This window comes from Alistipes sp. HGB5 (assembly GCF_000183485.2).
Lineage (GTDB): Bacteria > Bacteroidota > Bacteroidia > Bacteroidales > Rikenellaceae > Alistipes > Alistipes finegoldii.
In genome coordinates this window covers 20,158-46,364 of sequence record NZ_AENZ01000002.1, presented here as the reverse complement: position 1 = coordinate 46,364, position 26,207 = coordinate 20,158, and the positions used below count along the sequence as shown (strand labels likewise).

At 55.7% G+C, this 26,207-nt stretch carries 18 protein-coding genes; 8 read left to right on the top strand and 10 right to left on the bottom strand.

Annotated elements, in window-relative coordinates:
- Positions 1-165 precede the first annotated feature (165 nt).
- Both scpA and HMPREF9720_RS00185 read right to left on the bottom strand, forming a co-directional pair.
- Positions 166-2,304, bottom strand: coding sequence for a methylmalonyl-CoA mutase (scpA, locus tag HMPREF9720_RS00190; RefSeq protein WP_009596087.1), 2,139 nt, complete (start codon positions 2,302-2,304; stop codon positions 166-168).
- 2 nt (positions 2,305-2,306) lie between these two features.
- Positions 2,307-4,157 (bottom strand): methylmalonyl-CoA mutase family protein, encoded by a 1,851-nt coding sequence (locus tag HMPREF9720_RS00185; protein WP_009596057.1) that lies wholly within the window; start codon positions 4,155-4,157, stop codon positions 2,307-2,309.
- A gap of 606 nt (positions 4,158-4,763) precedes the next feature.
- Here HMPREF9720_RS00185 and HMPREF9720_RS00180 point away from each other — a divergent pair.
- Both HMPREF9720_RS00180 and HMPREF9720_RS14895 read left to right on the top strand, forming a co-directional pair.
- Complete coding sequence (locus tag HMPREF9720_RS00180; RefSeq protein ID WP_014775974.1) at positions 4,764-6,920, top strand: glutamine synthetase III family protein; 2,157 nt, start codon at positions 4,764-4,766, stop codon at positions 6,918-6,920.
- Between the two features lie 131 nt (positions 6,921-7,051).
- On the top strand, positions 7,052-7,384 hold the full coding sequence (locus HMPREF9720_RS14895; protein ID WP_009596077.1) for a hypothetical protein: 333 nt from the start codon (positions 7,052-7,054) through the stop codon (positions 7,382-7,384).
- Here HMPREF9720_RS14895 and HMPREF9720_RS15735 read toward each other — a convergent pair.
- Positions 7,377-7,577 (bottom strand): hypothetical protein, encoded by a 201-nt coding sequence (locus tag HMPREF9720_RS15735; protein WP_244989989.1) that lies wholly within the window; start codon positions 7,575-7,577, stop codon positions 7,377-7,379. The genes HMPREF9720_RS14895 and HMPREF9720_RS15735 overlap by 8 nt on opposite strands.
- Positions 7,578-7,658: 81 nt before the next feature.
- On the opposite strand from HMPREF9720_RS15735, the gene HMPREF9720_RS00170 reads away from it, so the two are divergent.
- The 6 genes from HMPREF9720_RS00170 to rpsU all read left to right on the top strand — a co-directional run bounded on the left by HMPREF9720_RS00170 (position 7,659) and on the right by rpsU (position 13,176).
- Positions 7,659-8,345, top strand: coding sequence for a hypothetical protein (locus HMPREF9720_RS00170; RefSeq protein WP_039939397.1), 687 nt, complete (start codon positions 7,659-7,661; stop codon positions 8,343-8,345).
- Between the two features lie 24 nt (positions 8,346-8,369).
- Positions 8,370-9,218, top strand: a complete 849-nt coding sequence (locus HMPREF9720_RS00165) for an ATPase (RefSeq protein WP_009596101.1) — start codon at positions 8,370-8,372, stop codon at positions 9,216-9,218.
- The gene (locus HMPREF9720_RS00160) at positions 9,181-9,996 is read left to right on the top strand and encodes an N-acetylmuramic acid 6-phosphate etherase (RefSeq protein WP_009596115.1); all 816 of its coding nucleotides are present in this window, start codon (positions 9,181-9,183) and stop codon (positions 9,994-9,996) included. Before HMPREF9720_RS00165 ends, HMPREF9720_RS00160 begins: the two co-directional genes overlap by 38 nt.
- Positions 9,977-11,788 (top strand): menaquinone biosynthesis decarboxylase, encoded by a 1,812-nt coding sequence (locus HMPREF9720_RS00155; protein ID WP_009596111.1) that lies wholly within the window; start codon positions 9,977-9,979, stop codon positions 11,786-11,788. Before HMPREF9720_RS00160 ends, HMPREF9720_RS00155 begins: the two co-directional genes overlap by 20 nt.
- Before the next feature lie 41 nt (positions 11,789-11,829).
- Positions 11,830-12,885, top strand: a complete 1,056-nt coding sequence (locus tag HMPREF9720_RS00150) for a helix-hairpin-helix domain-containing protein (RefSeq protein WP_009596078.1) — start codon at positions 11,830-11,832, stop codon at positions 12,883-12,885.
- A gap of 99 nt (positions 12,886-12,984) precedes the next feature.
- Positions 12,985-13,176 carry a 30S ribosomal protein S21 gene (gene rpsU / locus HMPREF9720_RS00145; protein ID WP_009596091.1) on the top strand — a complete coding sequence of 64 codons (192 nt, stop codon included), beginning with the start codon at positions 12,985-12,987 and terminating at the stop codon, positions 13,174-13,176.
- 422 nt (positions 13,177-13,598) lie between these two features.
- Here the strand turns inward: rpsU and HMPREF9720_RS00140 are convergent, their stop codons facing one another.
- The 7 genes from HMPREF9720_RS00140 to HMPREF9720_RS00110 all read right to left on the bottom strand — a co-directional run bounded on the left by HMPREF9720_RS00140 (position 13,599) and on the right by HMPREF9720_RS00110 (position 26,205).
- Entirely contained in the window at positions 13,599-16,322 is a 2,724-nt protein-coding gene (locus HMPREF9720_RS00140) for a hybrid sensor histidine kinase/response regulator transcription factor (protein ID WP_009596080.1), read from the bottom strand.
- A gap of 17 nt (positions 16,323-16,339) precedes the next feature.
- Positions 16,340-16,837, bottom strand: coding sequence for a carbohydrate-binding protein (locus tag HMPREF9720_RS00135; RefSeq protein ID WP_009596055.1), 498 nt, complete (start codon positions 16,835-16,837; stop codon positions 16,340-16,342).
- Positions 16,838-16,907: 70 nt separating this feature from the next.
- Positions 16,908-18,410, bottom strand: coding sequence for a DUF4185 domain-containing protein (locus HMPREF9720_RS00130; RefSeq protein ID WP_175282378.1), 1,503 nt, complete (start codon positions 18,408-18,410; stop codon positions 16,908-16,910).
- A gap of 44 nt (positions 18,411-18,454) precedes the next feature.
- Positions 18,455-20,020 carry a DUF4185 domain-containing protein gene (locus tag HMPREF9720_RS00125; protein ID WP_139022425.1) on the bottom strand — a complete coding sequence of 522 codons (1,566 nt, stop codon included), beginning with the start codon at positions 20,018-20,020 and terminating at the stop codon, positions 18,455-18,457.
- A gap of 34 nt (positions 20,021-20,054) precedes the next feature.
- Positions 20,055-21,653, bottom strand: a complete 1,599-nt coding sequence (locus HMPREF9720_RS00120) for a RagB/SusD family nutrient uptake outer membrane protein (protein ID WP_022044653.1) — start codon at positions 21,651-21,653, stop codon at positions 20,055-20,057.
- An 11-nt stretch (positions 21,654-21,664) separates the two neighbouring features.
- Positions 21,665-24,601: a SusC/RagA family TonB-linked outer membrane protein gene (locus tag HMPREF9720_RS00115; RefSeq protein WP_009596089.1), complete on the bottom strand. Its 2,937-nt coding sequence runs from the start codon at positions 24,599-24,601 to the stop codon at positions 21,665-21,667.
- Positions 24,602-24,618: 17 nt separating this feature from the next.
- Entirely contained in the window at positions 24,619-26,205 is a 1,587-nt protein-coding gene (locus HMPREF9720_RS00110) for a glycoside hydrolase family 172 protein (protein WP_009596103.1), read from the bottom strand.
- Positions 26,206-26,207 lie beyond the last annotated feature (2 nt).

Here is a 26,207-nt window from a genome sequence, read left to right as displayed (position 1 = left end):
TTGTTAGACAGCTCCTTTTGTTTTCGGAGGTGCGCTTCGTGTAAATCGGTCGGTTTTTGCGAAAGCAGGGAATTTCGTCATAGTCCGCCTTTCCGCTCTTTTCCCCGAACGGATAAAAAATACCCTCCGGGAAACCGGAGGGTATCGCTATTGCTTTCAGTCGCTTTAGTCGGCGAGCAGAATTTCGAGTATCTTGATAGCTGCGGTGGCGATCGGCGTACCGGGGCCGAAGATGGCGGCGGCGCCGTCCTTATACAGCTGGTCGTAGTCCTGTGCGGGGATCACGCCGCCGACGATGACGATGATGTCTTCGCGGCCGAGCTTCTTCAGCTCTGCGATGATCTGCGGCACGAGGGTCAGGTGGCCTGCGGCCAGCGACGAGACGCCCACTACATGCACGTCGTTCTCGACGGCCTGCTTGGCGGCCTCTTCGGGAGTCTGGAACAGCGGGCCCATATCGACGTCGAAGCCGATGTCGGCGTAACCCGTGGCAACTACCTTGGCACCGCGGTCGTGGCCGTCCTGACCGAGCTTGGCGATCATGACGCGCGGCTGACGGCCCTCTTTCTTGGCGAACTCGGCGCACAACTCCTTGGCGCGCTCGAACTGTTTGTCGTTTTTCACTTCTGAACTGTATACACCTGAGATGGAACGGATAACTGCTTTGTAGCGGCCTACGACGACTTCGCAGGCATCGGAGATCTCGCCCAGCGAAGCGCGGACCTTGGCGGCCTCGACGGCCAGCTCCAGCAGGTTGCCCTGCTTGGTCTTCACGCACTCGGTGATCGCGGCCAGCGCCTTCTTCACGGCGGCTTCGTCGCGGTTGGCGCGCAACTCCTTCAGACGCTTGATCTGGCTCTCGCGTACGGCGGTGTTGTCCACTGCGAGGATGTCGATCGGAGCCTCTTTTTCCAGACGGTATTCGTTCACGCCGATGATCTTCTCGGTGCCGGAGTCGATGCGGGCCTGCTTGCGGGCCGCTGCCTCCTCGATACGCATCTTCGGAATGCCGGTCTCGATAGCCTTGGCCATGCCGCCCAGCTTCTCGACCTCCTGAATACGCTCCCAAGCCTTGTCGGCGATCTCCTGCGTCAGCGATTCGACGTAGTACGAACCTGCCCACGGGTCAACCTCGCGGCAGACGTTGGTCTCCTCCTGAATGTAAATCTGCGTGTTACGCGCAATACGCGCCGAGAAGTCGGTCGGCAGGGCGATCGCCTCGTCGAGGGCGTTGGTGTGCAGCGACTGGGTGTGTCCCAGTGCGGCGCCCATGGCTTCGATGGCCGTACGGGCCACGTTGTTGAACGGGTCCTGCTCGGTGAGCGACCAGCCCGAAGTCTGCGAGTGGGTGCGCAGGGCCAACGATTTGGGGTTCTTGGGATCGAACTGCTTCACGATCTTGGCCCACAGCATACGCGCGGCGCGCATCTTGGCGATCTCCATGAAGTGGTTCATGCCGATGGCCCAGAAGAACGACAGGCGCGGTGCGAAGGCGTCCACCGACATGCCGGCGTTGATACCTGCGCGCAGGTACTCCAGACCGTCGGCCAGCGTGTAGGCCAGCTCGATGTCGGCCGTTGCGCCCGCCTCCTGCATGTGATAACCCGAAATCGAGATCGAGTTGAACTTGGGCATGTTCTTCGAGGTGTACTCGAAGATGTCGGCGATGATGCGCATCGAGAACTCAGGGGGATAAATATAGGTGTTGCGCACCATGAACTCCTTGAGGATGTCGTTCTGGATCGTACCGGCCAGCTGGTCGAGTGTGCAGCCCTGCTCCAGTCCGGCTACGATGTAGAAGGCCAGCACGGGCAGCACGGCGCCGTTCATGGTCATAGACACCGACATCTTGTCGAGCGGAATGCCGTTGAAAAGCACCTTCATGTCCTCGACCGAGCAGATCGACACGCCGGCCTTGCCCACGTCGCCCACCACGCGCGGGTGATCGGCGTCGTAACCGCGGTGCGTCGCCAAGTCGAACGCCACCGACAGACCCTTCTGGCCTGCGGCGAGGTTGCGGCGGTAGAATGCGTTGGACTCCTCGGCGGTCGAGAAACCCGCATACTGGCGGATGGTCCACGGACGCATCACGTACATCGTCGAGTAGGGACCGCGCAGGAAGGGGGCGATACCTGCCGCGTAGTTCAGGTGCTCCATGCCTTCGAGGTCTTCGGCCGTATAGGCGCCCTTGACGGGAATGCGTTCGGCCGTCAGCCACGGCTCGACCTGTCCGCAGCCTTTCGAGGCGCAGCAGCTCTTCTGCTGGCCTGCGTCATATGTCAGTTCTGAAAATTTAGCTCTCATGATTAGATTCCCATCTCTTTAAGGTAGAATTTAAGTGTTTCCAAGACGTTCGACTTCACGTTGATGAAGTTGGTGATGCCCTGCGCTTCGAGTTCGGGTGCGCAGGCGGGCGCTCCGGCAACCACGAGGATCGCCTTGCCGCAGAGCAGCTCCTTGATTTTGGGAGCGGCCTCGGCATAGTCGTCGTCGCTGGCGCAGACCACGACGATCTGGGCTTTCGACTCCAGCGCGGCTTTCACGCCCTCCTCGATCGACTTGAAGTAGGTGTTGTCGATCACCTTGATGCCGGCGCATGCGAAGAAGTTGCACGAGAACTGCGAGCGGGCGCGGGCCATGCCCAGATTGCCGCACGTCAGCATGAATGCCTTCGGCTCCTTGCCGCTGCGATCGACATGCAGGCGCATCTCCTCGAACGCCATGGCGCCGCGGTAGGGAACGAGCACGTTGCCCTCGGCCTGCTTGCGCGTAACGGACTCGGCGGTGATCTCCTTGCCGGCGACCTCCGTAAAGTTGGGATACTGGTTGGCGCCGAGCAGTATCTGGCGGCGCGTTGCGATGTTCTTGTCCTTGGCTGCAGCCGACGCTTTGATGCGCTCGGCGATGAAGCCTGCCTTGTAGGCTTCGGTGTAGCCGCCCTTCTCCTCGATTTCGAGGAAGAGCTTCCACGCCTCGGCGGCGATCGACTGCGTGAGGTTCTCGATGTAGTACGAACCGCCGGCCGGGTCTACCACCTGATCGAAGTGCGACTCGTGCTTGAGCAGCAGTTCGACGTTGCGGGCGATGCGCTTCGAGAACTCGGTCGGGTTTTCGAACGATGCGTCGAAGGGCGTAACCTCCAGCGAATATACGCCGCCGATTGCGGCCGACATGGCTTCGGTCGTGCCGCGCAGCATGTTTACATAGGGGTCGTATACGGTCTGGTTCCACTTCGACGTCTCGGCGTGGATCTGCATCTTGCAGGCGCAGTTCTTTTCGGGATTGTAGCCCTTGACGATGTTGGCCCACAGCATGCGCGCCGCACGGAATTTTGCGATCTCCATGAAGTAGTTGGAGCTTACCGAGAACGAGAAGCGCAGCTTGCGTGCGGCTTCCTCGATCGTCAGTCCTGCGTCCATCAGGCGTACGAGGTAGTCATGGCCTGCCGAAAGGACGAAGGCCAGCTCCTCGACGATGGTCGAACCGGAGTTGCCGAAGATCTGACCCGATACGGTCACCACGCGGATGTGCTTGTACTCTTTGGTCTTGCGGATCAGCTCTGCGATGCGGGCGAAGCACTTCTCGCCGTTGGGCGAGCAGAAGTCGCCTTTGGTCGAGAGGCCCTTGACCAGCGGGTCGATGCAGAACGCGATGCGGACATCCTCTTTGGCGATGCCCTCTTTTTCGATCTTCGCCAGTACGAGTTCGGCTACGTCAGCCGTTTTCTGACCGCAGAAGGTCAGCTGGACGGCCGGAATGCAGATCTCGCCAAGCAGCGTGTCGAGGTCGGCGGCGGTGAAAGCCTCCGACGCGATGCAGAAGCCGAGCGAATCGACGCCTGCGTTGAGGATCTTCAGCGCCTCGGCGTTTGCCTCCTTGGGGCATACGACGCTTACGGTCTGATGTACGCGCCAGCGGTTGTGTGCGCGTGTACCCCGTACGTAAGGGAACTCGCCTGCCTGCGAGCCCAGAAACTTGATGCCTTCGAGGTTCTCGGCGCGGTAGTAGGGACGGACGTTGAATCCTTCGCCCGTTTTCCATACCAGTTTGCGCTCGTAATCAGCACCTTTCAGGTCGGCCGTAATCACTTCCTCCCACTTCTCGGTCGGGACCGGCGGGAATTCGGTGAACAGCTTTTCACGTTTGGTATTTGCCATAACTATTTAGAGATTAGTATAAGTGTTGTTTCAAAATTGCTTGTAAAGGTACAAAATTATTAATGATTGAAACAAGAAATTGTTAATAAAATAACACTATATAATTTCTTTTTATAATGTGGTGCATTTCGTTTACTTTCGCCAGCGGGCTGAACGGTCGATTCTGTCGGAGGTAAAATAGTTGAAATATGTTCTTTATTACTTCTGTTTTGCGAAAAAACCAAAAATTGCGATTTTTGGGATTTCGGTGAAAAATTGAGGTGTTTTTCCGGAAAATGGCGTGAAAATTCGGGCTGATTGCTGAAAAATGGCCTTGTTTTTCGGAAAATGTTGAAAAAAAAATCGGTGTTTTTCGAAAAATAGCCGTTTTTGTAAAAACAACGTAACGGAAAAATAATTACATTTGCAACCAGATAACAATACATACGGCGGCGGGGGAGAAGCCTCCGGTTAGTTAGGTCGGAGAGAGCCTGCCGCGAGGCAGTTGTCCGTTGAATTTCAGGTTAGGTTTTAGTTTAGCAATTATTTCGGTTTCTCCCCTGCCCGTATGTTTTTCGGAACGCTAATCCAATTCAGTTGATTATGTCATCATTACTCAGATTCAAGATGGTCGATGCGGCTATAAACCACACCGCCGTCGAGGTTAATGCCCCCGAAGGACGTCCGTCGGACTATTTCGGCAAGAAGGTGTTCGGGCGCGCCGCCATGCGCAAGTACCTGAACAAGGCGACTTACGAAGCGTTGGTCGATACGATGGAAAACGGCACGCGCCTGACGCGCGAGGTCGCCGACAGCATCGCGGCGGGCATGCGGCAGTGGGCGCTGGAGCACGGCGCGGACCACTACACGCACTGGTTCCAGCCCTTGACGGGCGGTACGGCAGAGAAGCACGACGCCTTCGCCGATCCCGACGGCTGCGGTTCGGTGCTGGAGGAGTTCTCCGGCAAGCTGCTCGTACAGCAGGAGCCGGACGCCTCGTCGTTCCCCAACGGCGGCATCCGCAATACGTTCGAGGCCCGCGGCTATTCGGCGTGGGACCCGACGTCGCCGGCGTTCATCGTCGATACGACGCTCTGCATTCCGACCGTCTTCATCGCCTATACGGGCGAGGCGCTCGATTACAAGGTGCCTCTGCTGCGTTCGATCACGGCCGTGAACAAGGCTGCGACGGAGGTGTGCCGCTACTTCGATAAGAACGTGCAGCGGGTCGTGTCGTATCTGGGCTGGGAACAGGAGTATTTCCTTGTGGACGAAAGCCTGTGGGCCGTGCGTCCCGACCTGATGCTCACGGGCCGTACGCTCATGGGCCACGAGTCGGCCAAGAACCAGCAGCTGGAGGACCACTATTTCGGTGCGATCCCGACCCGCGTGATGGCATTCATGAAAGACCTCGAATACGAATGCCTGAAACTGGGCATTCCGGTCAAAACCCGTCATAACGAGGTGGCGCCCAATCAGTTCGAGCTGGCTCCGGTCTACGAGGAGGCCAACCTCGCCAACGACCACAACCAACTGCTGATGACCGTGATGGACAAGATCGCCCGCCGTCACCGGTTCCGCGTCCTGCTGCACGAAAAGCCCTTCAAGGGCATCAACGGTTCGGGCAAGCACAACAACTGGTCGCTGGGCACCGACACGGGCGTGAACCTGTTCGGACCGGGCAAGACCGCTTCGGAGAACCTGCAGTTCATCACCTTCCTCGTGAATGCCATCTCCGCGGTCTACAAGTTCAACGGCCTGCTGAAGGCGTCGATCATGAGCGCCACGAACGCCCACCGTCTGGGCGCCAACGAAGCGCCTCCGGCCATCATCTCGACCTTCCTCGGCACGCAGGTTTCGGCCGTACTCGACAAACTGGCCGCCAGCAAGGGCGACGACGCGATCCGTTTCGACGCCAAGAACGTCTTCAAGATGAGCGGTATCTCGCACATCCCGACGCTGCTGCTCGACAACACCGACCGCAACCGCACTTCGCCGTTCGCCTTTACGGGCAACCGCTTCGAGTTCCGCGCCGTGGGTTCGTCGGACAACTGCGCCGAAGCGATGATCGTGCTCAACACGGCGATGGCCTACGAGCTGACGGAGTTCCGCAAAAAGGTGGACGCCAAGATCGAAGCCGGCATGAAGAAGGAGAAGGCCATTTACGAGGTGCTGAAACAGATGATCAAGGCCTGCAAGGCGGTGCGTTTCGACGGCAACGGCTATTCCGACGAGTGGAAGGCCGAGGCGAAGAAGCGCGGTCTGGACTGCGAGACCTCGACGCCGCTGATTTTCGAGCGTTACCTCGACAAGGCGACCCTCGAAATGTTCGGTTCGATGGGCGTTTTCACCGATGTCGAGCTGGAGGCCCGCACCGAGGTGAAGTGGGAGACCTACACCAAGAAGATTCAGATCGAAGGCCGCGTGCTGGGCGATCTGGCGATGAACCATATCGTGCCTATCGCGTCGAAATACGAAGCCCTGCTGCTGGACAAAGTCTACAAGATGTCGCAGATTCCGGGACTGAACGCTTCGGCCGACATTGCGCTGATCAAGAAGATTCAGTATCATACGGCGGAGATTCAGCGTCTTACGGGCGAAATGATCGACGCGCGCAAGAAGGCCAACAAGATCGAGCAGATGCGCGAAAAGGCGATCGCCTACCACGATACGGTGTCGGTTTTCTTCGACGAGATCCGCCGCCATATCGACAAGCTGGAGGAGATCGTGGACGACCAGATGTGGCCGCTGCCCAAGTACCGCGAGCTGCTTTTCCTGCGCTGATGCGCTCCATAGTAAATAGTATTGACGTATTGTGCGATAATCCGGGCGGCAAGCCCGGATTATTTCTTTATCTTTGCTTCCCCGGAGGCTGCGAATAGTGTGCGGCCGCCGGATTGATTATAATATTAAGTATGGAGTATTTGAAGAGTTGGTTTCGCGGATTCGAGCAGGGGATTGCCGATTTGCAGCCGCAGCAGCGGGAGGTGCTGTTCCGTGCGTGCGCTGTAAACTGCGTGCATGGAGGACCGTTCGGACTCTACCGCAGTCTGTTCGAGGCGGCGGAGGGGGATTTGGACCGGTTTTTTGTGAAAATAGACGAACTGGACGGCGTTCGCGGCGAAATCGTGTGTGCGGGACGGGAGTACAACCTCTGTTTCGAGGCCTGTTCCTGTGCCCTGCACCGTGCGGGGTGCGTGAATACGCCGATGTTGTGCGAATGTTCGCGGCAAAGCTGCTTTACGTGATGTCCGAACTCTGGCCGGATCGGAAATTCGGGATGGAAGTCCGCGCGTCGATCCTGCGGGGCGCTGACGAGTGCGTGCTGAATATCACGGTCGGATAACGGATTGGTGTGCGGTGCCCGGAGGGTGTCGGGAAACGGTGATGCCGGACGATGCTTTGGCTGATGCCGCACTTGATGCGGAATCGTGATTTCATAATGTGGGTAATTGTTTTTCTGCATTTATTTTTTTACTTTTGTTTTTGACCGTATGTTGCGGACGAAGAACCCAGTTGTGAATGAAGCGAAAAATAGGAACGGCATTGCTGACGGTATGCGTCACCGCAGCAGCATATGCCCAAGGCCCGCTGTCGGCAGCAGATCGGACGCGGAACGCAAAAACAGCGGCGCGTATCGAACGGTACCGGCTCGATTCGAAAGAGAACAACCTCTTTGTGACGGCCGCGTCGGGGATTACGGCGCATAACCAGGCGACTGCCGGCGTGAAGGTGGAGTACAGCCGCCAACTGAAAGGAAATTTTTATTGGGGTGCGGATTTTTCGGCCCGGTGGCATCTGGGAAGTTTGATGGATTACGACTGGAGCGGCCGTGGACCTGACCCTTACCGCAATACGGTGGCACAGGATATTTACAAACTGGATGCAATGGCCTATTACCGGCTTCCGGTGGTGAAAGGCAGGCTTTTTCTGCGTTTCGGAGCTGGTGTCGGGGCGGGATATCACCGGATGATCCGGGATGTGGACGGCGAAAAGGATATGGATAAAGATAAGGTGTTGCCTTACTTCAATGTAGAATGTGCGTGGATTCTGCGGGTGACGAAGGGGTTTGAACTGAAATTTTCACCGACGATCCTGCTCGCGCCCTCCGAATTTTCGGTGTCGCCCGTCAAACTCGGTGCGCCGACCGATGTGACGCCGTGGCTTACGGACGCCGGATTTTCGCTTACATGCGGCTGGCGGTTCTGATGAATTGAGAAGAAACAGTATAGTATGAAAATTATTGCCGACAGCGGATCGACCAAATGCACCTGGCTGCTCACCGACGGCGTGCATACCCGCGAGGTGCGCACGCGGGGAATCAACGCCGTGCAGCACTCGCCGGAGCAGATACGCGAAGCCCTTGCGGAACTTCCGCCCTGCGGCGCGGCCGAAGCCGTCTATTTTTACGGTGCAGGGTGCGGACATACGTTTCCCGACGCGACGGCGAAGATGGTCCGGGAGTTCGGTGAACATTTCGGCGCGGCGCGTATCGAAGCCGAATCGGACCTGCTGGGGGCGGCGCGGGCGTTGTTCGGCCGGGGCGAAGGCGTGGCCTGCATCCTCGGCACGGGTTCCAATTCGTGCTGGTGCCGCGGCGGCGAAATCGTGGAAAACGTACCGCCGCTGGGCTACGTTCTCGGCGACGAGGGCAGCGGTGCGACGTTGGGGCGCAACCTCGTGAACGGCATCTTCAAAGGGCATATTTCCCTGCGCGGCGAGTTTCTCGCGGCGCACGGACTGACTTACGAGGAGATCATCCGCCGGGTTTACCGGGAACCTTACGCCAACCGTTTCCTGGCGTCGTTCGCGCCGTTCGTCCATGCGCATCTGGACCGCCCCGATATCAGGGACATGGTCGAGAGGAGCTTCGCCGATTTCGCCGAGCGCAACCTGAGCGGTTATCCCGTCCATCTGCCCGTGGCGTGTGTGGGCGGCGTTGCGGCCGCTTTCGGGGATTTGCTGCGCGAAACGCTGACGCGCTGCGGCCGCGAGGTGGTGACGATCGTCCGCTCTCCGGCGGCCGGATTGACAGAATATCATTATGGAAAACAGAATAACCGAACAGGCTTCGGCCTATGACGATTTACAGCGGATGTCGGTGCACGACATCCTGACGGGTATCAACCGCGAAGACGCGCGCGTGCATGAAGCCGTGCGGACGACGATTCCGGTGATGGAACGTTTGGTCGAACGCATCGTCGAGCGCATGGAGTGCGGCGGGCGCATGTTTTATATCGGTGCGGGCACGAGCGGGCGGCTGGCCGTCACCGACGCTTCGGAACTGCCCCCGACCTACGGTGTGCCGTTCGACCGGGTCATCGGCCTGATCGCCGGGGGCGACGGGGCTTTGCGGCGGGCCGTGGAGCATGCCGAGGACGACATGGAAGGTGCGTGGCGCGATATGGCGCCTTACGCCCCGACCGGGAAGGACGTGCTGATCGGCATCGCCGCATCGGGAACGACGCCTTATGTGATCGGCGGCCTGCGCACGGCGCGGAAACACGGACTGCTTACAGGTTCCATAACCTGCAATCCCGCCTCGCCCGTGGCGGTCGAAGCGGAGTATGCGCTCGAAGCGGTCGTCGGTCCCGAATTCGTGACCGGCTCGACCCGCATGAAGGCGGGCACGGCCCAGAAGCTGATGCTCAACATGCTCTCGACCGCCGTGATGATCCGACTGGGCCGCGTCGAGGGCAACCGCATGGTCAATATGCAGCTCACGAACGACAAACTCGTGGCCCGCGGCACGCGCATGGTGGCCGAAGCTTCGGGGCTGGACCAGACGCGGGCCCGCGAACTGCTGCTGCGTTACGGATCGGTAAAAAAAGCATTGGAGCATGTACCGGAGTCTGAATGAATATATCGCGCGGCTGGAGCGCGAGGGTGAACTGATCCGGATCGGGGCGCCCGTATCGCCCGTCGAGGAGATCGCCGAGATTACCGACCGCATCTCCAAGACGCCGGGCGGCGGCAAGGCGCTGCTGTTCGAAAATACCGGCACGGCGTTTCCCGTGCTGACGAATCTGTTCGGCTCCGAACGCCGCATGGCGCTGGCGCTCGGCGTCGGAACGCTCGATGAACTTTCGGAGCGTATCGACGTCCTGCTGAAGCAGGCAGCCGCGCCGCGCAATTCGCTCTCAGACAAACTGCGCGCCCTGCCGATGCTGGCCGAGATGGTGCGCTGGTTTCCCCGGACCGTGTCGGGCCGGGGCGCGTGCCAGCAGGTCGTGCTGACCGGGGCCGAGGCGGCGCTCTCCGCGCTTCCGGTCCTCAAATGCTGGCCTGCGGACGGTGGCCACTTCGTGACCTTGCCGATGGTCAATACGGTCGATCCCGAAACGGGTGTGCGCAACGTCGGCATGTACCGCATGCAGGTCTTCGACGACCGTACGACGGGCATGCACTGGCATGTCCACAAGACCGGAGCGCGCCATTACGACGCTTACAAGCGTCTGGGCCGCCGGATGCCCGTCTCGGTCGCGCTGGGCGGCGATCCCGCCTATACCTACGCCGCGACGGCTCCGATGCCCGACAACATGGACGAATACCTGCTGGCCGGGTTCCTGCGCCGTCGTCCGGTGAAGTTGGTGAAGTGCGTTACCAACGATATATATGTCCCTGCCGACTGCGACTTCGTGATCGAGGGCTATGTCGATCCGGCCGAAGAGAAGGCGGCCGAGGGGCCTTTCGGCGACCATACGGGCTTCTATTCGCTCGAAGACCGCTATCCGCGTTTCCATGTCACGGCCCTGACCCGCCGCCGCGATGCGGTTTATCCGGCTACGGTCGTCGGCATCCCGCCGCAGGAGGACGCATGGATCGCCCGCGCGACGGAGCGGATCTTCCTCGCTCCGATCCGCATGGCCCTGCAGCCCGAAGTCCGCGACCTGACGATGCCCGAAGCCGGTACGGCCCACAACGTCGCCGTCGTTTCGATCGACCGCCGTTACGAGGGGCAGGCCGTGAAAGTCGCTCAGTCGTTGTGGGGCGCGGGACAGATGATGTTTAACAAATACCTGCTCGTCGTGCCGTCGGGGACCGACGTGCGCGATTCCGATGCGCTGGCGCGGTTGCTGCGGCGGATCGATCCCGTGCGCGACCTCGTTCGCAGCGAGGGAATCCTCGATGTGCTGGACCATGCTACGGCGACGCCCGGCTTCGGCGGTAAAATTGCAATAGACGCTACCACAGCCGGAGCTGCGCCGAACCCCGCGTCTCAGTCGGAATCCGTACCGCAACTCTCTTTGCCGGAGGGCTGCCGCACCGATCTGCTCGAAAAGTGGGGCGCGGCGCTTGCCTTCGCCGAACCGGGGGCCGGGGTTCGAGCCCCTGAGGGGGTGCGATATTTCGTGCTGTTCGACCCGGCGGCGGCGGAATTGACGCCCGAAGAGCTGTTGTGGCTCGCGGCGGCCAATACCGATCCGCGGCGCGACGTGCGGACGGAGGGCGCGACGCTCGTGATCGACGCGCGAAGCAAACGGCCCGGCGATGGCGGCAATCCTGCGCGTTTCCCCAACATCGTGACGGCGTCGGAAGCGACCGTCGGGCTGGTCGATCGCCGCTGGACGGAGTACGGGCTGGGCGCTTTCGTGGAATCGCCTTCGCGGCGTTACCGCCGCCTGCTGCTCTCCGGCGGTGCGCAGTGGTAGGTTCCGGCATTTGCCGGACGGTATGTAAATAGTCTCTGCATATGGGAAAGTTTTTTACAGAACGTGAGATTCGGGCCGTGGCGGTTTTTCTGCCGCTGGCCGGGTTGCTGGTCCTCGGCATCGTCCTCGTGCGTCCGAAGGCCGATCCCGCGGCGGCCCTGCGGGTCGAAGCCGAAATGGAGGAGCGGGCCGATACGGTCGTCATGCAGCCCTTCGATCCGAACACCGTAGATTACGACGGCCTGCGGCGGCTGGGGCTTACGAAACACGAAGCCGTGAGCCTGCTGAAATACCGCGCCGCAGGCAAGATTTTCCGTATTCCCGAAGATGTGACGCTCTGTTACGGCATCAGCGATTCGCTCTTTTACCGGCTGGAGCCCTACATACGCATCGGGCGCAAGTATGCCATCGCTCCGCAGGAGTACCGCACGGGGCGCGTCGTCTCCGAGCCGATGCCGCCCGCGCCGTTCCGCATCGACACGGTGAGCGCGCGTTACCTGCGGGCCATCGGCGCATTGTCGAAACGGCAAGCCGAAGCCTTTGTCCGGTGGCGCGACCTGAGCGGCATTTACGACATGGAGGAGCTGCGGGCGTGCTATGTGGTGAGCGATTCGGTCGCATCGGCGCTCGAACCTTACGTCATCTTCCCCGAACGCAAAGCGGAACCGATCGACGTTCCCGTCGAGATCAACACGGCCGATTCGGCCGCGCTGAGGAGCGTGGCGGGCATCGGCGAGAAGACCGTCGTCTCGATTATCGGCTACCGCGACCGGCTCGGCGGATTCCTCCGCGCGGAGCAACTCGCAGAGGTTCCGGGAGTCACGGAACGCAATTATGAGAAAATTTTGAAACAAATTTACTGCGATAGTTGTGAAATTCGGAAAATTGATATTAACTTTGCAAGCCCGAAAGAGTTGGGACGGCATCCGTACATTCCGCCGCAGACCCTTCGGAAATTACTTAAACGAAGACAGTTGAAAGGAGGTTGGAGTACCGCTGAGGAATTGATCGAAGACGACATAATGACCCGCGAGGAGGCAGCACGGCTGGTTCCCTATCTGCGGTTCGGTGCCCGAAGCGGACCTGACGACGAGTAGACGAAGCGACATTGCAAGGGGGAAAGGTATCGGAAGATATGCGCCCCGGAGGATTTTAAGTAAACGAAAGAATTAAAAACAATAAAAAAGTAGAATATTATGATTATCATGCCGGTAAAAGAGGGCGAAAACATCGAGCGCGCCCTGAAGAAGTTCAAACGTAAATACGAGCGCACGGGCGTCCTGAAGGAGCTGCGCCGCCGCCAGTACTTCACCAAGCCTTCGATCGCGAAGCGCGTGGCGAAGCAGCACGCCATTTACGTGGAGAACATGTACCGCGACGAGGACTAGTCCTCCGGTGTTCTGCACCATATACGCCCCGGCCCGAAAGGTGTGGGCTTGAAAAATGTAACGACTTGGTTTATCAGGTCGTTACATCTTTGTATAGGAGAGTAGGTAACGAGAAGGCAACGGTTTATTTTTCAGCCCATTATACTGAATTTCAGTGTTTCAAATAACTACGACGAACTACAAAAACATACAGAAAAATCCAAACAGTCACCATTCATCCAAATTCTTCTAGTGCAAACCGAATTGATTTACCAATAACTATATTGGTAAATTCATCTCATTAGCTTGATTATTAATGTATTAATGCCATATTTTGTGTTTTTATCTAACAATTGACATTTTGAGCATCCAGATATGAGTTCTAACTCAAGTGTTTCATAATACGAGTCACAGTTAGATAAAAGAGGTTTTTAAATCACCATCTATTCTCGCGTTCGATACATATATTCCGTCGGTGTCATATTGTATACGCTTTTGAAGCATTTTGCAAAATAAGCGGGTGAAGAGAATCCTACTATATAGGCGACTTCGCTTACATTGCGCCGTTGATCTGTTAACAGTTGAACTGCCTTCTGCAACCGGTAATTACGCAATAAATCCGATGGGGACATTCCGAAAATACTTGTGATTTTCCGATAAAGCAATATTCTCGACATTCCTAACATATCGCTCATCAGTTCGATTTTGAAATTGCTGTCGCTATGCTGCGCCTCGATCAGATTGAAGAGTTTATCCCGGAACACATCGTCCACACAAGGAAGATTGGCGGCTTCGTGCCTCGTCAGACGACCGAATTTTTGGGCGAATGTACTGGCAAGGCGCTTACGTTCTTCGATAATCCGGATAATTTTCAGACGGACATACTGCATATTGAACGGCTTGTGAATATATTCGTCAGCACCTTCTGCAATTCCGTAAATCCGTTGGTTGTCATCCGAAAGAGCCGTAAGCAGCACGATCGGAATATGACAGGTCGCTATGTTAGATTTTATGTTGCTGCACAACTGGAATCCGTTGAGCGCAGGCATCAGCACGTCGCTCAGGATAAGCGATACTTCATCATCCATCACGGCTTTAACGGCATCGTAACCGTTATTGACGGCAATAACGCGGAAGTTCGTTGAAAGTTCATCTTTAAGATAGGCGAGTATCTCAGAATCATCCTCGGCAATGACGATTGTTTCGTTATATTTCTTGGCCAATAACTCATTGACCTTATTGTCGTCGATCACCTCGTCCGCAAGATAATTCGTCGGAAGAGTTTCGTCAAAAGTGACATTTTCTCCGAAATGCGATTTTCCCTTGAACAGTTCGACCCGGAAAACGGTATAAGCCCCCGGAAGACTATCCGCCGTTATGTATCCATGATGCAGTTCGACATATTCCCGTGTCAGGTGTAATCCGATCCCCGTACTGTAATTCGACGTGTTCTTGAGCGCATAAAAACGGTCGAAAATACGAGGAAGACTCTCTTTATCTATACCCTTCCCGTTATCCTCGACTTCGATCAGTACGCTCGGACCGTTATCTGTCACCGACACCAAAATCGTACCGTATTTGGGCGAATATTTGAAAGCATTTGAAAGCAGGTTGAGCAACACCTGTTCGATTTTATCGGTATCAATCCACAACTGCTGATGCGACGTGTCCGTACGAAATTTATAGACGATCTTTTCCGTTTCGGCATAAGTCTCGAAATAACTAAGTATCTCTTGTGTAAACTGCACGATATCCACCTGTTTCAGCGTAAGCATCATTTTATTATTTTCGATCTTCCGGAAATCGAGAATCTGATTCACGACATTCAGCAGATGGCGCGCGTTACGCTGAATCGTCCAGATATTACGTTGAATTTCGGGGTCCTTTTCCCGCTTGACAATGCTGTCGAGCGGATTGAGGATCAGCGTCAGCGGAGTGCGGATTTCATGGGTTATATTTGTAAAAAACTGTAATTTGTGAGCCGTTACATTCTCTATCTGGGCATGCTTATCCATCAACTCACGGGTTGCAATTTCGATTTCAGCATTTTTTGCGGTCAGGATTTCGTTGCGGCGCCGGAGACGCAGATTCAATCGGATGGCATAAATGCCCATTCCTCCCGCAACAAGGGCGATAATTATGACGGCCCACAATGAATATTTCAGATTGTCAACGCTTCGGTCATATTGTTCAAGAACCGTTTTCTGTTTGTTGATCTGTTCCTGATAACTGACTATCTGTTCCTGCTGCGCCTTGAGTGTGTAGGCATTGTGAGAATCGACGAGTGCCGATTGCAGTTGGTAGCTCTTCTCTACCCGTTTACCAAGAAGGATACGTCTGGCGATCGCCATGACCTTGTCTCCTCCCGTGGGATAGAGGAATGAGGCTTGCAGTCTGCCGTCGAGAACCGCATCTACTCCGACGAGCGCATCTATTCCGATAAATTTTATCCGCTGCGCACAGAGTGAATCGGCTGCATTGATCACATTGTAGGCAGCTAGTGCCATATCGTCGTTGTGCGCAAAAACCAGATCGATATCGTTATAGTGGCCGATCGCCGCCACGCGCTCTTTTGCCACATCGGGTTTCCAGTCGCCGGGAATGGTATGCACCGAATAGCTTTCACTCGCTTCGGCAAGGAATCCCTTATGCCGTTCCACAGCGGGTGAAGAGCTCATCAATCCGGTAATTTCGAGAATCGTAGACCCTTCGGATAATATGGTGTTGATGTAGCGTCCCACATCACGGCCGATATCGTAATTATCCGCACTGATGCAGGTCGTGTAATGGTCCGAATGTATTTTACGATCCCAGATGATTGTCGGAATTCCCATGTCGAAAGCTTCGACGGCGATCGGTGTCACCGGCTCCGATTCGTTCGGCGAGATGATGAGCAGGTCGACCTTCGCCTCAATGAATTCACGAATCTGATCGATCTGTAACTGTGTATTGTTATGCGCATTGCTGACCACAATGCTCAATTCCGGATATTTGGCCGCTTCGGCTTGCATCTGAATCATCATGATCTGACGCCATAGGTCGTTGGTACATTGGGAGAATCCGATCACATAATGACGCTTGGGCTCCGAGATCGATTCACGACGGCAGCCGTTCGTCATCATACATATGGCAAGCAGTAAAAACAGACGGATTGTGCAATGCGGCATAATACGCGAATTTATAATTATTTTATCATATTCAGGCTGAAATCATCGACGAAATAGGTTGAATTCCGGTCTGTCCAGACACCGCAGAAAACAGTGAGTTCCTGCTCCTCGCCGGAATCGAAATCCAGCGCCATTCGGGTCCAATCTCTGCCGGACAGCAGGAACAGCCTGTCTTTCAAAACACTGCCGTCGGGCCGGCGTACACCGATATACACGCCGTTCGTCAACGGGGGCAGGGACATGCGGGCGAATGCGGAAAGCCGGTATTCCTTTCCGGGCATCACTATTATTTTCTGTATGCAGATGTCGGACCAGACGGGTATATAACGGGGTGTTTCGACATACAAGGCGCAGGCAAACTCTCCCGCATGTGCCTCGGATGTCAATTCGGACTTACCGATGTCCCACATCTTCGCAGACTCTTCGAATCCGCCGTCGGCGAGCAGGTTTTCCCGGCCGTGCGGAGTGCAGGCGAACAGAATATAACTTATCAGCGGCAAAATGGTCTTGTACATAAAGTTAGGTCTTAAAAACGGATACCCGGCCGTGCATAACACGGCCGGTTCCGCCGGATGTCAGAGTTAGTTACAGTTGCGAAACGATAAAGTACATATTGTCGCCCGACGAGTAGGGATAAACGGACGGTGAGAACCAGCCTCCCTGATTAGCATTATCGAGCGCCAGCAGTTTTTCACCCGACCAGTCGCCTTCGGGAGAACCGGCATCGCGGTAGACCAGACCGCCCGTCGTCCCCGAACGGTAAATCATAATATAGCGTTTGTGAGTCGCATTATAGGCTACACACATTTCGGATGCATTGCCATAGGTGATCGCCGCCGCTGATTCTGGGTCTCCCGCCACCCAGTCGGTGCCGTCCCAATAGGTCCAGTTGGCTGCAGTTGCAATATCACCGTCGCTTTTGATGCGCGCGACGTATATCTTGGGCGTGGAACGGCCTGCGTCCGAACCGAACATGTAAAGATACTTGTCGCTCAAATAGAATGCCGCCTGCACAAAATGCCCGGCTCCGCTCCAACGGCCGCGGATCTCACGGGTCCAGCTTTTACCGCCGTCTGCCGATGACAACAACCCGGAAAAGTTTGCCGTCCATGCGTCGCTGTCTTCGGGATCGAGCGACTTGAACGAATAATAATGGATATACTGTTTGCCGTTGACGGTCACACCGGCCGTCGGAACACAGGCGGTTTCACCGTCTCCCGACGGTTCGAGAATAGGAACGATACCGTCGTTGCCGGGCGAAACCTGTGCGATATAGAATCCATCATCGGGATTCATATCGTTCGACAATGCGAATGCGTTTGCGTAATGCTTGCCCCCGGCCGAAACATCGGCCAGCGCCATGGAAACCGTATTGTTCGGTCCGGCCCAGATGACGGCTTTACCCGCAAACGAAATATCCGTAAACGAGGCATTCGAGACAGTGCCCGTCGTCTGGCAGGCACCCAATTTGGTCGAGGTCTGGGTGGTGCCGGTCGGAACGAGTCTGAAATCGTCCAGTGCGACCCATACTCCGGGATAGCCCCATGCTCCGCAAAAGACATTGCCCTGCGTATAGTCGCCGGAATTGAACTCCTTGGTGAATTCGGTCCATACGTCGGGATTCCAATCGCCGGCCTGTCCGTCATAGATCGGGCCGCCTTCCAGCCGGACGCCCGTAAAGGCGTTCATTCCGGCCCACGAAGCCTGTCCGAAGCAGGAGAAGGTGTAATCCTTGCCCTTTTTGAGTGCAATCGACTGCAAGCAGGCATCGCACCAGCTGCCGTCGTTGGGGTTTTCAAGCTTCAAAGCGACCTGACCGCCGTGTGTCTGCGTGTGTTTCGACACCAGCGAAGGCTCCTTGTACGCTCCTTCGAAATACCAGAGTGAACGGTAGTCGATTGCTTCATCGGGGAAAAGCTCGAAACCGGGCTCGGAAATCATATTGAATTCGTCCGCCGCGAACGTGGCTTTCATCAGGGTGATGTTCGAAAGCTGCGTCGGATCGGGATTAAGCTTGATGTCGTTGCCGCCCTCCTCTTTATCGTCGGCACATCCGGCAGCGAATGCGGCGGACAGCAAAAGTAACATTGCGAAATAACAGTTTTTCATGGTTTTTGTTTTTTAGTTGTAGGTTATTCTGTTTTTACGGGTTTCAGGCAAATATCGTCCACGGTGAGCGTCATTTCGGGAGCGCCCCAAACTCCGAAAAAGACATCGGCACTTACAGCCTGACCGGCATTGAATTCACAACCGAAGCGTGTCCATTCGCCGGCTTGGGCTGTGCCCGTTATGTCATGGATTGTTCCGTCGGTCAATCGGACTCCGACATAGGCACCCTCAGGAAGCACCTCTTCGGATTTCACCCAGCACTCGATCGAGTAATCGGCATTCTGCTGCAAGGATACCGTCTGAGTGCATACGTCCTGCCACTGGCCGGAATTCGTATTCGAGAAACGGCAGGCGATCTTGCCGCTGTGCGCATCGCGCGAAGTGAGGGCCGCCGCATTCACATGCCACATCGTCTTGTAGCTCAACGCCTGAGTCGGGTGCTCCTCGAAACCTCCTTCTGCAAGCAGATTGATCCCCGCCTGATCCCAGTTGAGGTCGGCACGCATCAGGAAAACGTTCCATGTAGGCACGGCATGAGAGATGACAAACCACAATTCGTCGTCTTCGTTGAACCACGGGTGAATATAGGGAGCATAAAGCGCATTGCCATCCTCATACATGATGATCTTCTCGCCCGACCAATCTCCTTCGGGAGAGGGTGCGTCCCGGTAAACGACGGCCCGCTGATTGACTGACAGATACATCATCATATACCGTTTGTAACGGCTGTTGTATGCAACGGTCATTTCAGACGCCGTTCCCCGTGCGACTGGCTCCGCCGCCTGTTCGTTGCGCTCCCAGCCGCCGCCGGTCCAGTATTCGTAGGCCGATTTGTCGAGAAGCTTCGTTTCGCTGACACGCGCCAGATAGACGTTGCCGTAACGTCCCGAATGTGTGCCGTACATATATATCAACCCGTTTTCCTTCAGATAGGCGACCTGCGTGAAGTTGCTGTCGGCATTCCATTTGACGCCCGAACGGGTCCATGCTGTCCCATAATTATCCGAGTAAACGATTTCGCTGTAATTCACCGACCAGTAATCGTTATCACCCGTAGGAGTCCAGTCATGGATACTCATGTAGTTCAGGTACTGACGGGTGCCGACCGCAATGCCGCCCGTAGGAATGCAGGTCACTTCGTATTCCGAACCATCGGGATATTGCCCGGTTTTGGCCCGCGAGACGACGATCTCCTTTACGGCATTGCCATCCATCAGCATTCCCGAATAATAAAGCCCGTCCGTCAAGTCACGATCCGAAGAGAGTGCGATGGCGTTCGATTTCCAGTTGCCGCCTCCGTAGTCGAAATTATCGCCGAATGCGCACATGACCGTCCCGTTGCCGGCATCCCACATATTGTTGTAATCGGTACGGCCGATATTGAACCGGGCGTCCGTTCGGTTGGGATTGGGAATCGTTTCTCCGCTTTCCGAACGTCCGGTGACGCGCGCCACGAGCGTTATGTTATCCGGCAGCAGCGTCCCTGTTTCGAGAGGTTCCGGTCCCGGCGGTTCCGGATCGGGAATCTCCGTATCGGATGCCGACGAGCAACCCGGCAGCAGAAATATGGCGGCAATCAGGAACAACATGCTTCTGATCCCGGATACGGGCCGCCTGTCTGTTTTAATAAGAATATCCATCATTTTGACGAAGGTTAATGTTGGAAAGCAGTTCGGAAGAGGGTATCGGATACAATTCGAGATATTTCTTCTGCTTGGGCGTGTGGAATGTCCAGCTTCCGTTTACATAGAGATTCCACCGGATCAGCTGCTCGCGCCGCATTCCTTCGCCCGTGAACTCGCGTCCGAGCTCTTTCAGGAATTCGCCGTAAGGCACGGATACGCCGTCAACGACTGTCAAGGCGGACAACTGCTCGGCCGTCAGCTCACGCACGGATCGGGGCAGAGACGGATCGAAACTGCGTCTGCGCACCTCGTTCACGATGTCAGCGGCTCCCTGTGCATCCCCGTCACGAAGCATACATTCGGCTTTCATCATCAGGGTCTCCCCGAAGCGGAACACGACCCAGTCCTGATCGGTCTCCCATTTCTGGCCGATTTTGACCTCGTACTTTCCGAAGCGGTAGCCGTCGAATTCACGGGCGGCGTCGATCGAGGCGATTTCGTTGACATAATTGAAGGGTGTCACTCCGTCAGTAAAATAGAGCGGCTGCTTGGTGAGGTAGTCGTACTGTTGCCCCATGCAGTAACTCTGCCTGTAACGTTTGTCATTGTAATGATCGGGATCGGTGGCATCGAACGTCTCTTTTACGTACGAAGGCACGGCACGCAGTCCATTGTAACCGCCCGAACCCGCGTTGTAGATCGGTTTGCAGGCCCAGTGCTGGGTTTTGGCATAGATGCAGTGGAAAATCGGCGATCCCGTCGTTTCATCATACGGCACCGCAAAAATGATTTCGGGCGACGTTTCGCTTTGCAGACTGAAAATATTGGAAAAGCTGTCGTCGAGCTGGTATTTCGCAGACCCGATTATCTCGTTGCAAAGGATGAGCGTACTGTCGCGCTTGGCGGCATATTCGCTGCCGAGCCACGATTCGGCATTCAGATATACCTTTGCCAGCAGATGCTTGGCAGCCCACTTGTTAAAACGACTGTACCGCTGTTCTTCGGGCAGTTTGTCCATGCTCTCGCGCAGTTCCCGCACGACGAAATCATACACCTCTTTCCGGTCGCGCGTCGTCGGCATATAATCTTTCGGCACGTCGTAGGTCTCCATGATCGGCACATTCCCGAAAAGAGACAGCAGGTAATAATAATAGAATGCACGCACGGCACGAACCTCCGCCAGCGTTTGCTCGTCGAGCTCCAGCCCGGCCTCTTCGAACTGATGCAGCACCCGGTTGCAGCAGGTCGTAATGCCATACCACAAGTGGCTCCAACAAGTACTGAAATGGGGGTCGGTCGATTTCCATTCGTGATTGTCCAGCCGCAGCCAGATACCGCCGTCATACCAGCCTCCGTCCGAATTGGTCGGAATGACCCATGCATCGGTTCCGAGCTCGGTCAGGTCCCAGATGCTGCGGTCCTCGTTGAACCAGCGCATCTGCCCGTACATGGGTGTCAGCAGGTAGGCCGAGCTCTGTTCACTGTCCTCCAGAATCTTGTCGATTGTCATATCGCTGTAAATATCCGGATCGAGATTCGTGCATGAAGCCAGCAGAAGTGCGCATGCGCCGAACAGATGTATTGTTTTTCGTTTCATGGTTTTGATCATTAGAAGTTGAACGATGCACCGACGATGTACGAACGCAGGTTAGGGTATTTGTTGATCGGGTCCACGCCGGGTGTGAGGCCGACGATCGCCACTTCGGGGTCCAGCCCAGAATAGCCGCTGATCGTAAGCAGGTTCATGCCCGTACAGAAGACCCGGATACTGCGTATCACCTTGTTGCGTTGTGAAAGATCGAATGTGTAGCCGATGGTCAGATTGTCGAGTTTGACGTAATCGCCCGGTTCGATATAACGGTCCGAATAGATCGACGGCGCGAAATTGTAATATTCGCCGATCTTCTGATAAGCTGATTTCGGCACGTTGAAACTCGACAGCCAAGCGAGTGTTTCATACTTCATCCGGTAGGCGTTCAGAATATCGAAGCCGAAAGCTCCGCGAAAGGATACCGACACGTCAAGCCCCTTCCAGCGATAACTGGCCTGCAAAGCGGCGAACATTTTGGGCATCCCGTTACCGATAATAGTCTTATTATCTTCACTGGGGTCCGAATTTTCGGCTCCGACAACATTCCAAGTCGTGCTGTTTTTCAGTCCATCGACACGCCATCCGTAGAAGTTGCCGACTGCCCAGCCATCTTCGAGCCGGTGCGTGTAAGTTTGCATGGGTTCTCCGGTCGAGCCGAGTGTCAGATATTCCATTGTATACCTGTCGTTGGAGAGCGAAATCAGTTTGTTTTTGTTGTAGGAGAAGTTTCCGCTGAGGGTCAATGCCATGTCTTTGCGGGAGATCAGGTCGCCTGAAAGCATCACCTCGACACCTTGGTTGCGCATCGAACCCACGTTGGCCAGAATCGAATTGGTAATATTGGGCGGTGTCGGAACCGTGTAGGTGTAGAGCAGGTCATCGGTGCGCCGGTTGTAAAAATCGATACTGCCCCGGAACCGACTGTTGAAAAGAGCGAAATCCAGTCCGACGTTAAGTTCCTTTTTGCGCTCCCATTTCAGATCGTCGTTGGCATTGTTCGTCGGCACGATACCATTCACCCATTTACCTCCGTCATACCCCATGTATGCCGTACTGAAATTGTATAGCGGGACATATTGGTAGGGCGATGAGGGAGCGGTGCCGGTTATGCCGTATCCGACCCGTAATTTGAGATCGGAAACCCAATATGCATCCCGCATGAACTTTTCCTGTGTAATCCGCCAGCCGGCACTTACGGCCGGAAAAGTACCCCAACGGTTGTTCTTTCCGAACTTATCGCTTCCCTCATGGCGCAGGCTGGCCATAAAAAGGTATTTATTGTCGAAATTATAGTTCACTCGGCCGTAGAAACCGATCAGCTTGATCCGGTACTTATAGCTGGTCAGCTTCGAGGTGCCATCGAGCGTCGAATTCGCCGAACCGATATTCCATGCGCCGAATCCGTCAATTGGGAAATCGTAGGCATACATTTCGGAAGATTGGTGGATATAGTCATTGTAACTGTATCCGACGGTTGCCTGCAGCGTATGGCGGCCGAATTTGCGCGAATAGTCGGCCTGTAATTCGAGTGTCTTGTCCTCGCCGTGGCCCCCGGAGAGTCGCGCCTGTCCCTGCGTGCTGCCCATCGTCGATGAATAATGCTTTTGGGTCGTGCTGTAAGCGTAATCGTTGAAGTCGCCCATGTAGATACCCGTTGCACTGATCGTCAGGTCCTTGACCGGTTCGACCGAAATCCGTCCCGACATCATCAGCTGGTCGTACTTGTTTTCGGTGTTCTGTTCTTTCAGTAAGCCTACCGGGTTGGCACCGTTGCTGTTTTCATAATAGGAGCCGTCGGCGTTGTAGACCGGGATGGTCGGGTTCCGGCTGAGCGCCTGCATATAGAGATCGTCCGGAACGATACCCTGCGTTACGATTTTATTGCTGACATTCAGGGCGATCTTGAACCGGTCGTCGAACATTGCGTGGTTGATGCTGAGTTTGGCGGTCAACGACTCGTCGAAAGAGCCCTTGTAGATACCTTGTTTGTCGTTGTAGGTTACCGAAGCGAGGTAATTCGTCCGGGCATTTCCGCCTTGCAGCGAAACATAGTGCGTCTGACTGACGGGCGTGCGGGTAATCTCCCGGACCCAGTCCGTGTCGCCCTTGAAATCGTTGATCAGGTCGAAGCGGGAATCCTCTTTCGCAAGCCGGGATTTCAGACTGCGGAGTTCCGTGGCATCCGGATAGTCGGAGGTCTCATCGAGCATTTGGTCGATGGTGACATAGCCTTTGTATTCCAACGCGACTCGTCCCGACTGCGGCCGTTTGGTATTGATGATAATCACGCCGTTCGTTCCGCGCGTACCGTAGATGGCAGCGGCCGAACCATCCTTCAAGACATCGATGGATTCAATGTCTTCCGGTGAAATGGCGTTGAGGGACCCTCCGGCCACCCCGTCGATCACGATAAGCGGAGCCGAAGAGGCTGCCAGCGTCGAAATACCGCGCAACATGATGCTCAGCTCGCCGCTGGGATTGCCCGATGTTTTGGAAATACCCAGACCGGCGACTTTTCCCTGAAGCAGTTGAAGCGGATTGCTGACGCTTCCTTGTAAAAATTCATCGGATGACACTCGGGTGATTGAACTGGTGATCTCCTCTTTGCGGATCGTGCCGTAACCGATCGCAATCACTTCCTCAAGGCCGATGGCATCGGCTTCGAGTGCGAAGTTCACCTCTGTCCGGCCATTTACAGCGGCTTCTGCACTCTTCATGCCGATAAAGGAACACACGAGCGTTGCATTTCCGTCCTTTACGTTCAGCGAGTAACTGCCGTCGCTGCCGGTCGAGGTCCCGGTCGTAGTTCCCTTGACGATGACCGATGCCCCGGCAATTCCGTTTCCGGTCTGATCGGTCACTTTTCCGGAAATGCCGTGACTCGTTTGAGCAGATGCCGGCATGCCGTACAGCAGCATCAGAGCCATGCATAACATGAAATAGAGTTGTTTCATAATTGATGGTATTTAGGTTAATTTTTCTCCGTTGCCGCAGACGCTGCCGTCCCGTACCAGAAAGCAGCTGCCCGGTAATCGACCGCACCGGGATTCCAGCTCAGCATTTCCAAGTCAAATTGCAACCGTTGCCCGAAAGGTATTACATCCAGATTGCGGGTTCGGACAAAGGTATTGTATCCGTGCGACGATGCTTCATCGGCCCGGGGAGCGCCGCCGAACGGCGTTGCGAACGGCACCACAGGCGCCCAAGAACAGTTGTAATAGTCCTCTGTCCCGGTACCCATGAACGACGGGAACGTATCGTTATCGATCCATATCTTTTCATCGCCCTCACCATACCAGTCCGGGCAGTGGTTGTAAAGCGACAACACATCGCCGCAATAGACCCCGCGACCGGTTATGGTCGTAAAATTCCAGTCGAGATTGTCCGGCGAGTTATAATCATTGTTGACTGGAATACTTGTTTCATCGTGGTAAGTTGCATGGAAATAGAGTGTCTGTGCCGTCCAGTCGAAATCATCGACATAACCCGTGATTACGGCTGTAAAGGGAATATCGGTCCTTTTTTCGAGACGCAGGTCCGCATGTTCCGCATAAGGCATCACCCAACGGCTCGTAAAGGTGCCTTTGCCGTCGGACGAGACGTACCAGTTCGATGAAGCCGGTGCACCGGTGCCGGCTCCGAAGAAACAGTCGAGGGGACACCATACGCAGCGTATACCGTCGAAATCGATACGCAGCCAAGTCCGCTGCATGATCTCGACAAGATCTGCCGGATCAAATTCCGAGAGCGTTATGGTCAACGACCGGATCGCTTTGTTTCCGTCGGGCAAGTGCAGCGACGTGGCGCCGTTCGACATCGGGGTGACGGTCCGGGTACACTCCGTTCCGTCGGTATACGTTTCGGGCGAAAACAATTTACGGTTTACCGCGGCGATCTTATCCGTGAGCTTGCGCACTTCTCTCAACGAGAAGGTCCGAACATTCGTTCCGTTGTCATAGGTTCTGTATCCGACATGATAATAACGGGGGATTTTGACCGTGTAATCGGACTCTTCGAGTGTGATGCGGCAGGATCGGGCATAAGGCAGGGGCAGAAAGAAGGTGTTGCCGCCGGTTTTGGAGAGTTCATCTTCATAATGCGTATGTGTCAATGAGAGGGCCTCGCCTACAGTCACCGGGAAGCGTGCCATATCATAGGCTGGAATCTCGATTTCAGGCGTACTTGCTCCGTCGAAATAGAACCGCAGCGTTCCCCGTTTATCGTTGGTTGTCATCCAGATGCGCGTTATGGCTCCGGGGCCCTTTTCATCGAAGAGCACCTTTTCGACACGGCCGCGAATCGTGTCGAGCCGTTCGAATCCGGCTCCGTCGTCGTTGGCGAACCAGCCGGGTTCATGAAGGTCAACGGTACGGCGGTCGTAACTGCTGACCTGCGCCGCACGGTAATTCACGGCCGGATAACCGGTCACTGCGTCGTATGAAATCATTTCATCCAACAGTGACGCCATCGTCACCTGTGAAGCGGCGTCCGAGGGACTGCCGTGCGTTCCGCAGCCTATGGTGCAGAGCGCCATTAAGATCGTAGTCAGTCGTTTCATGG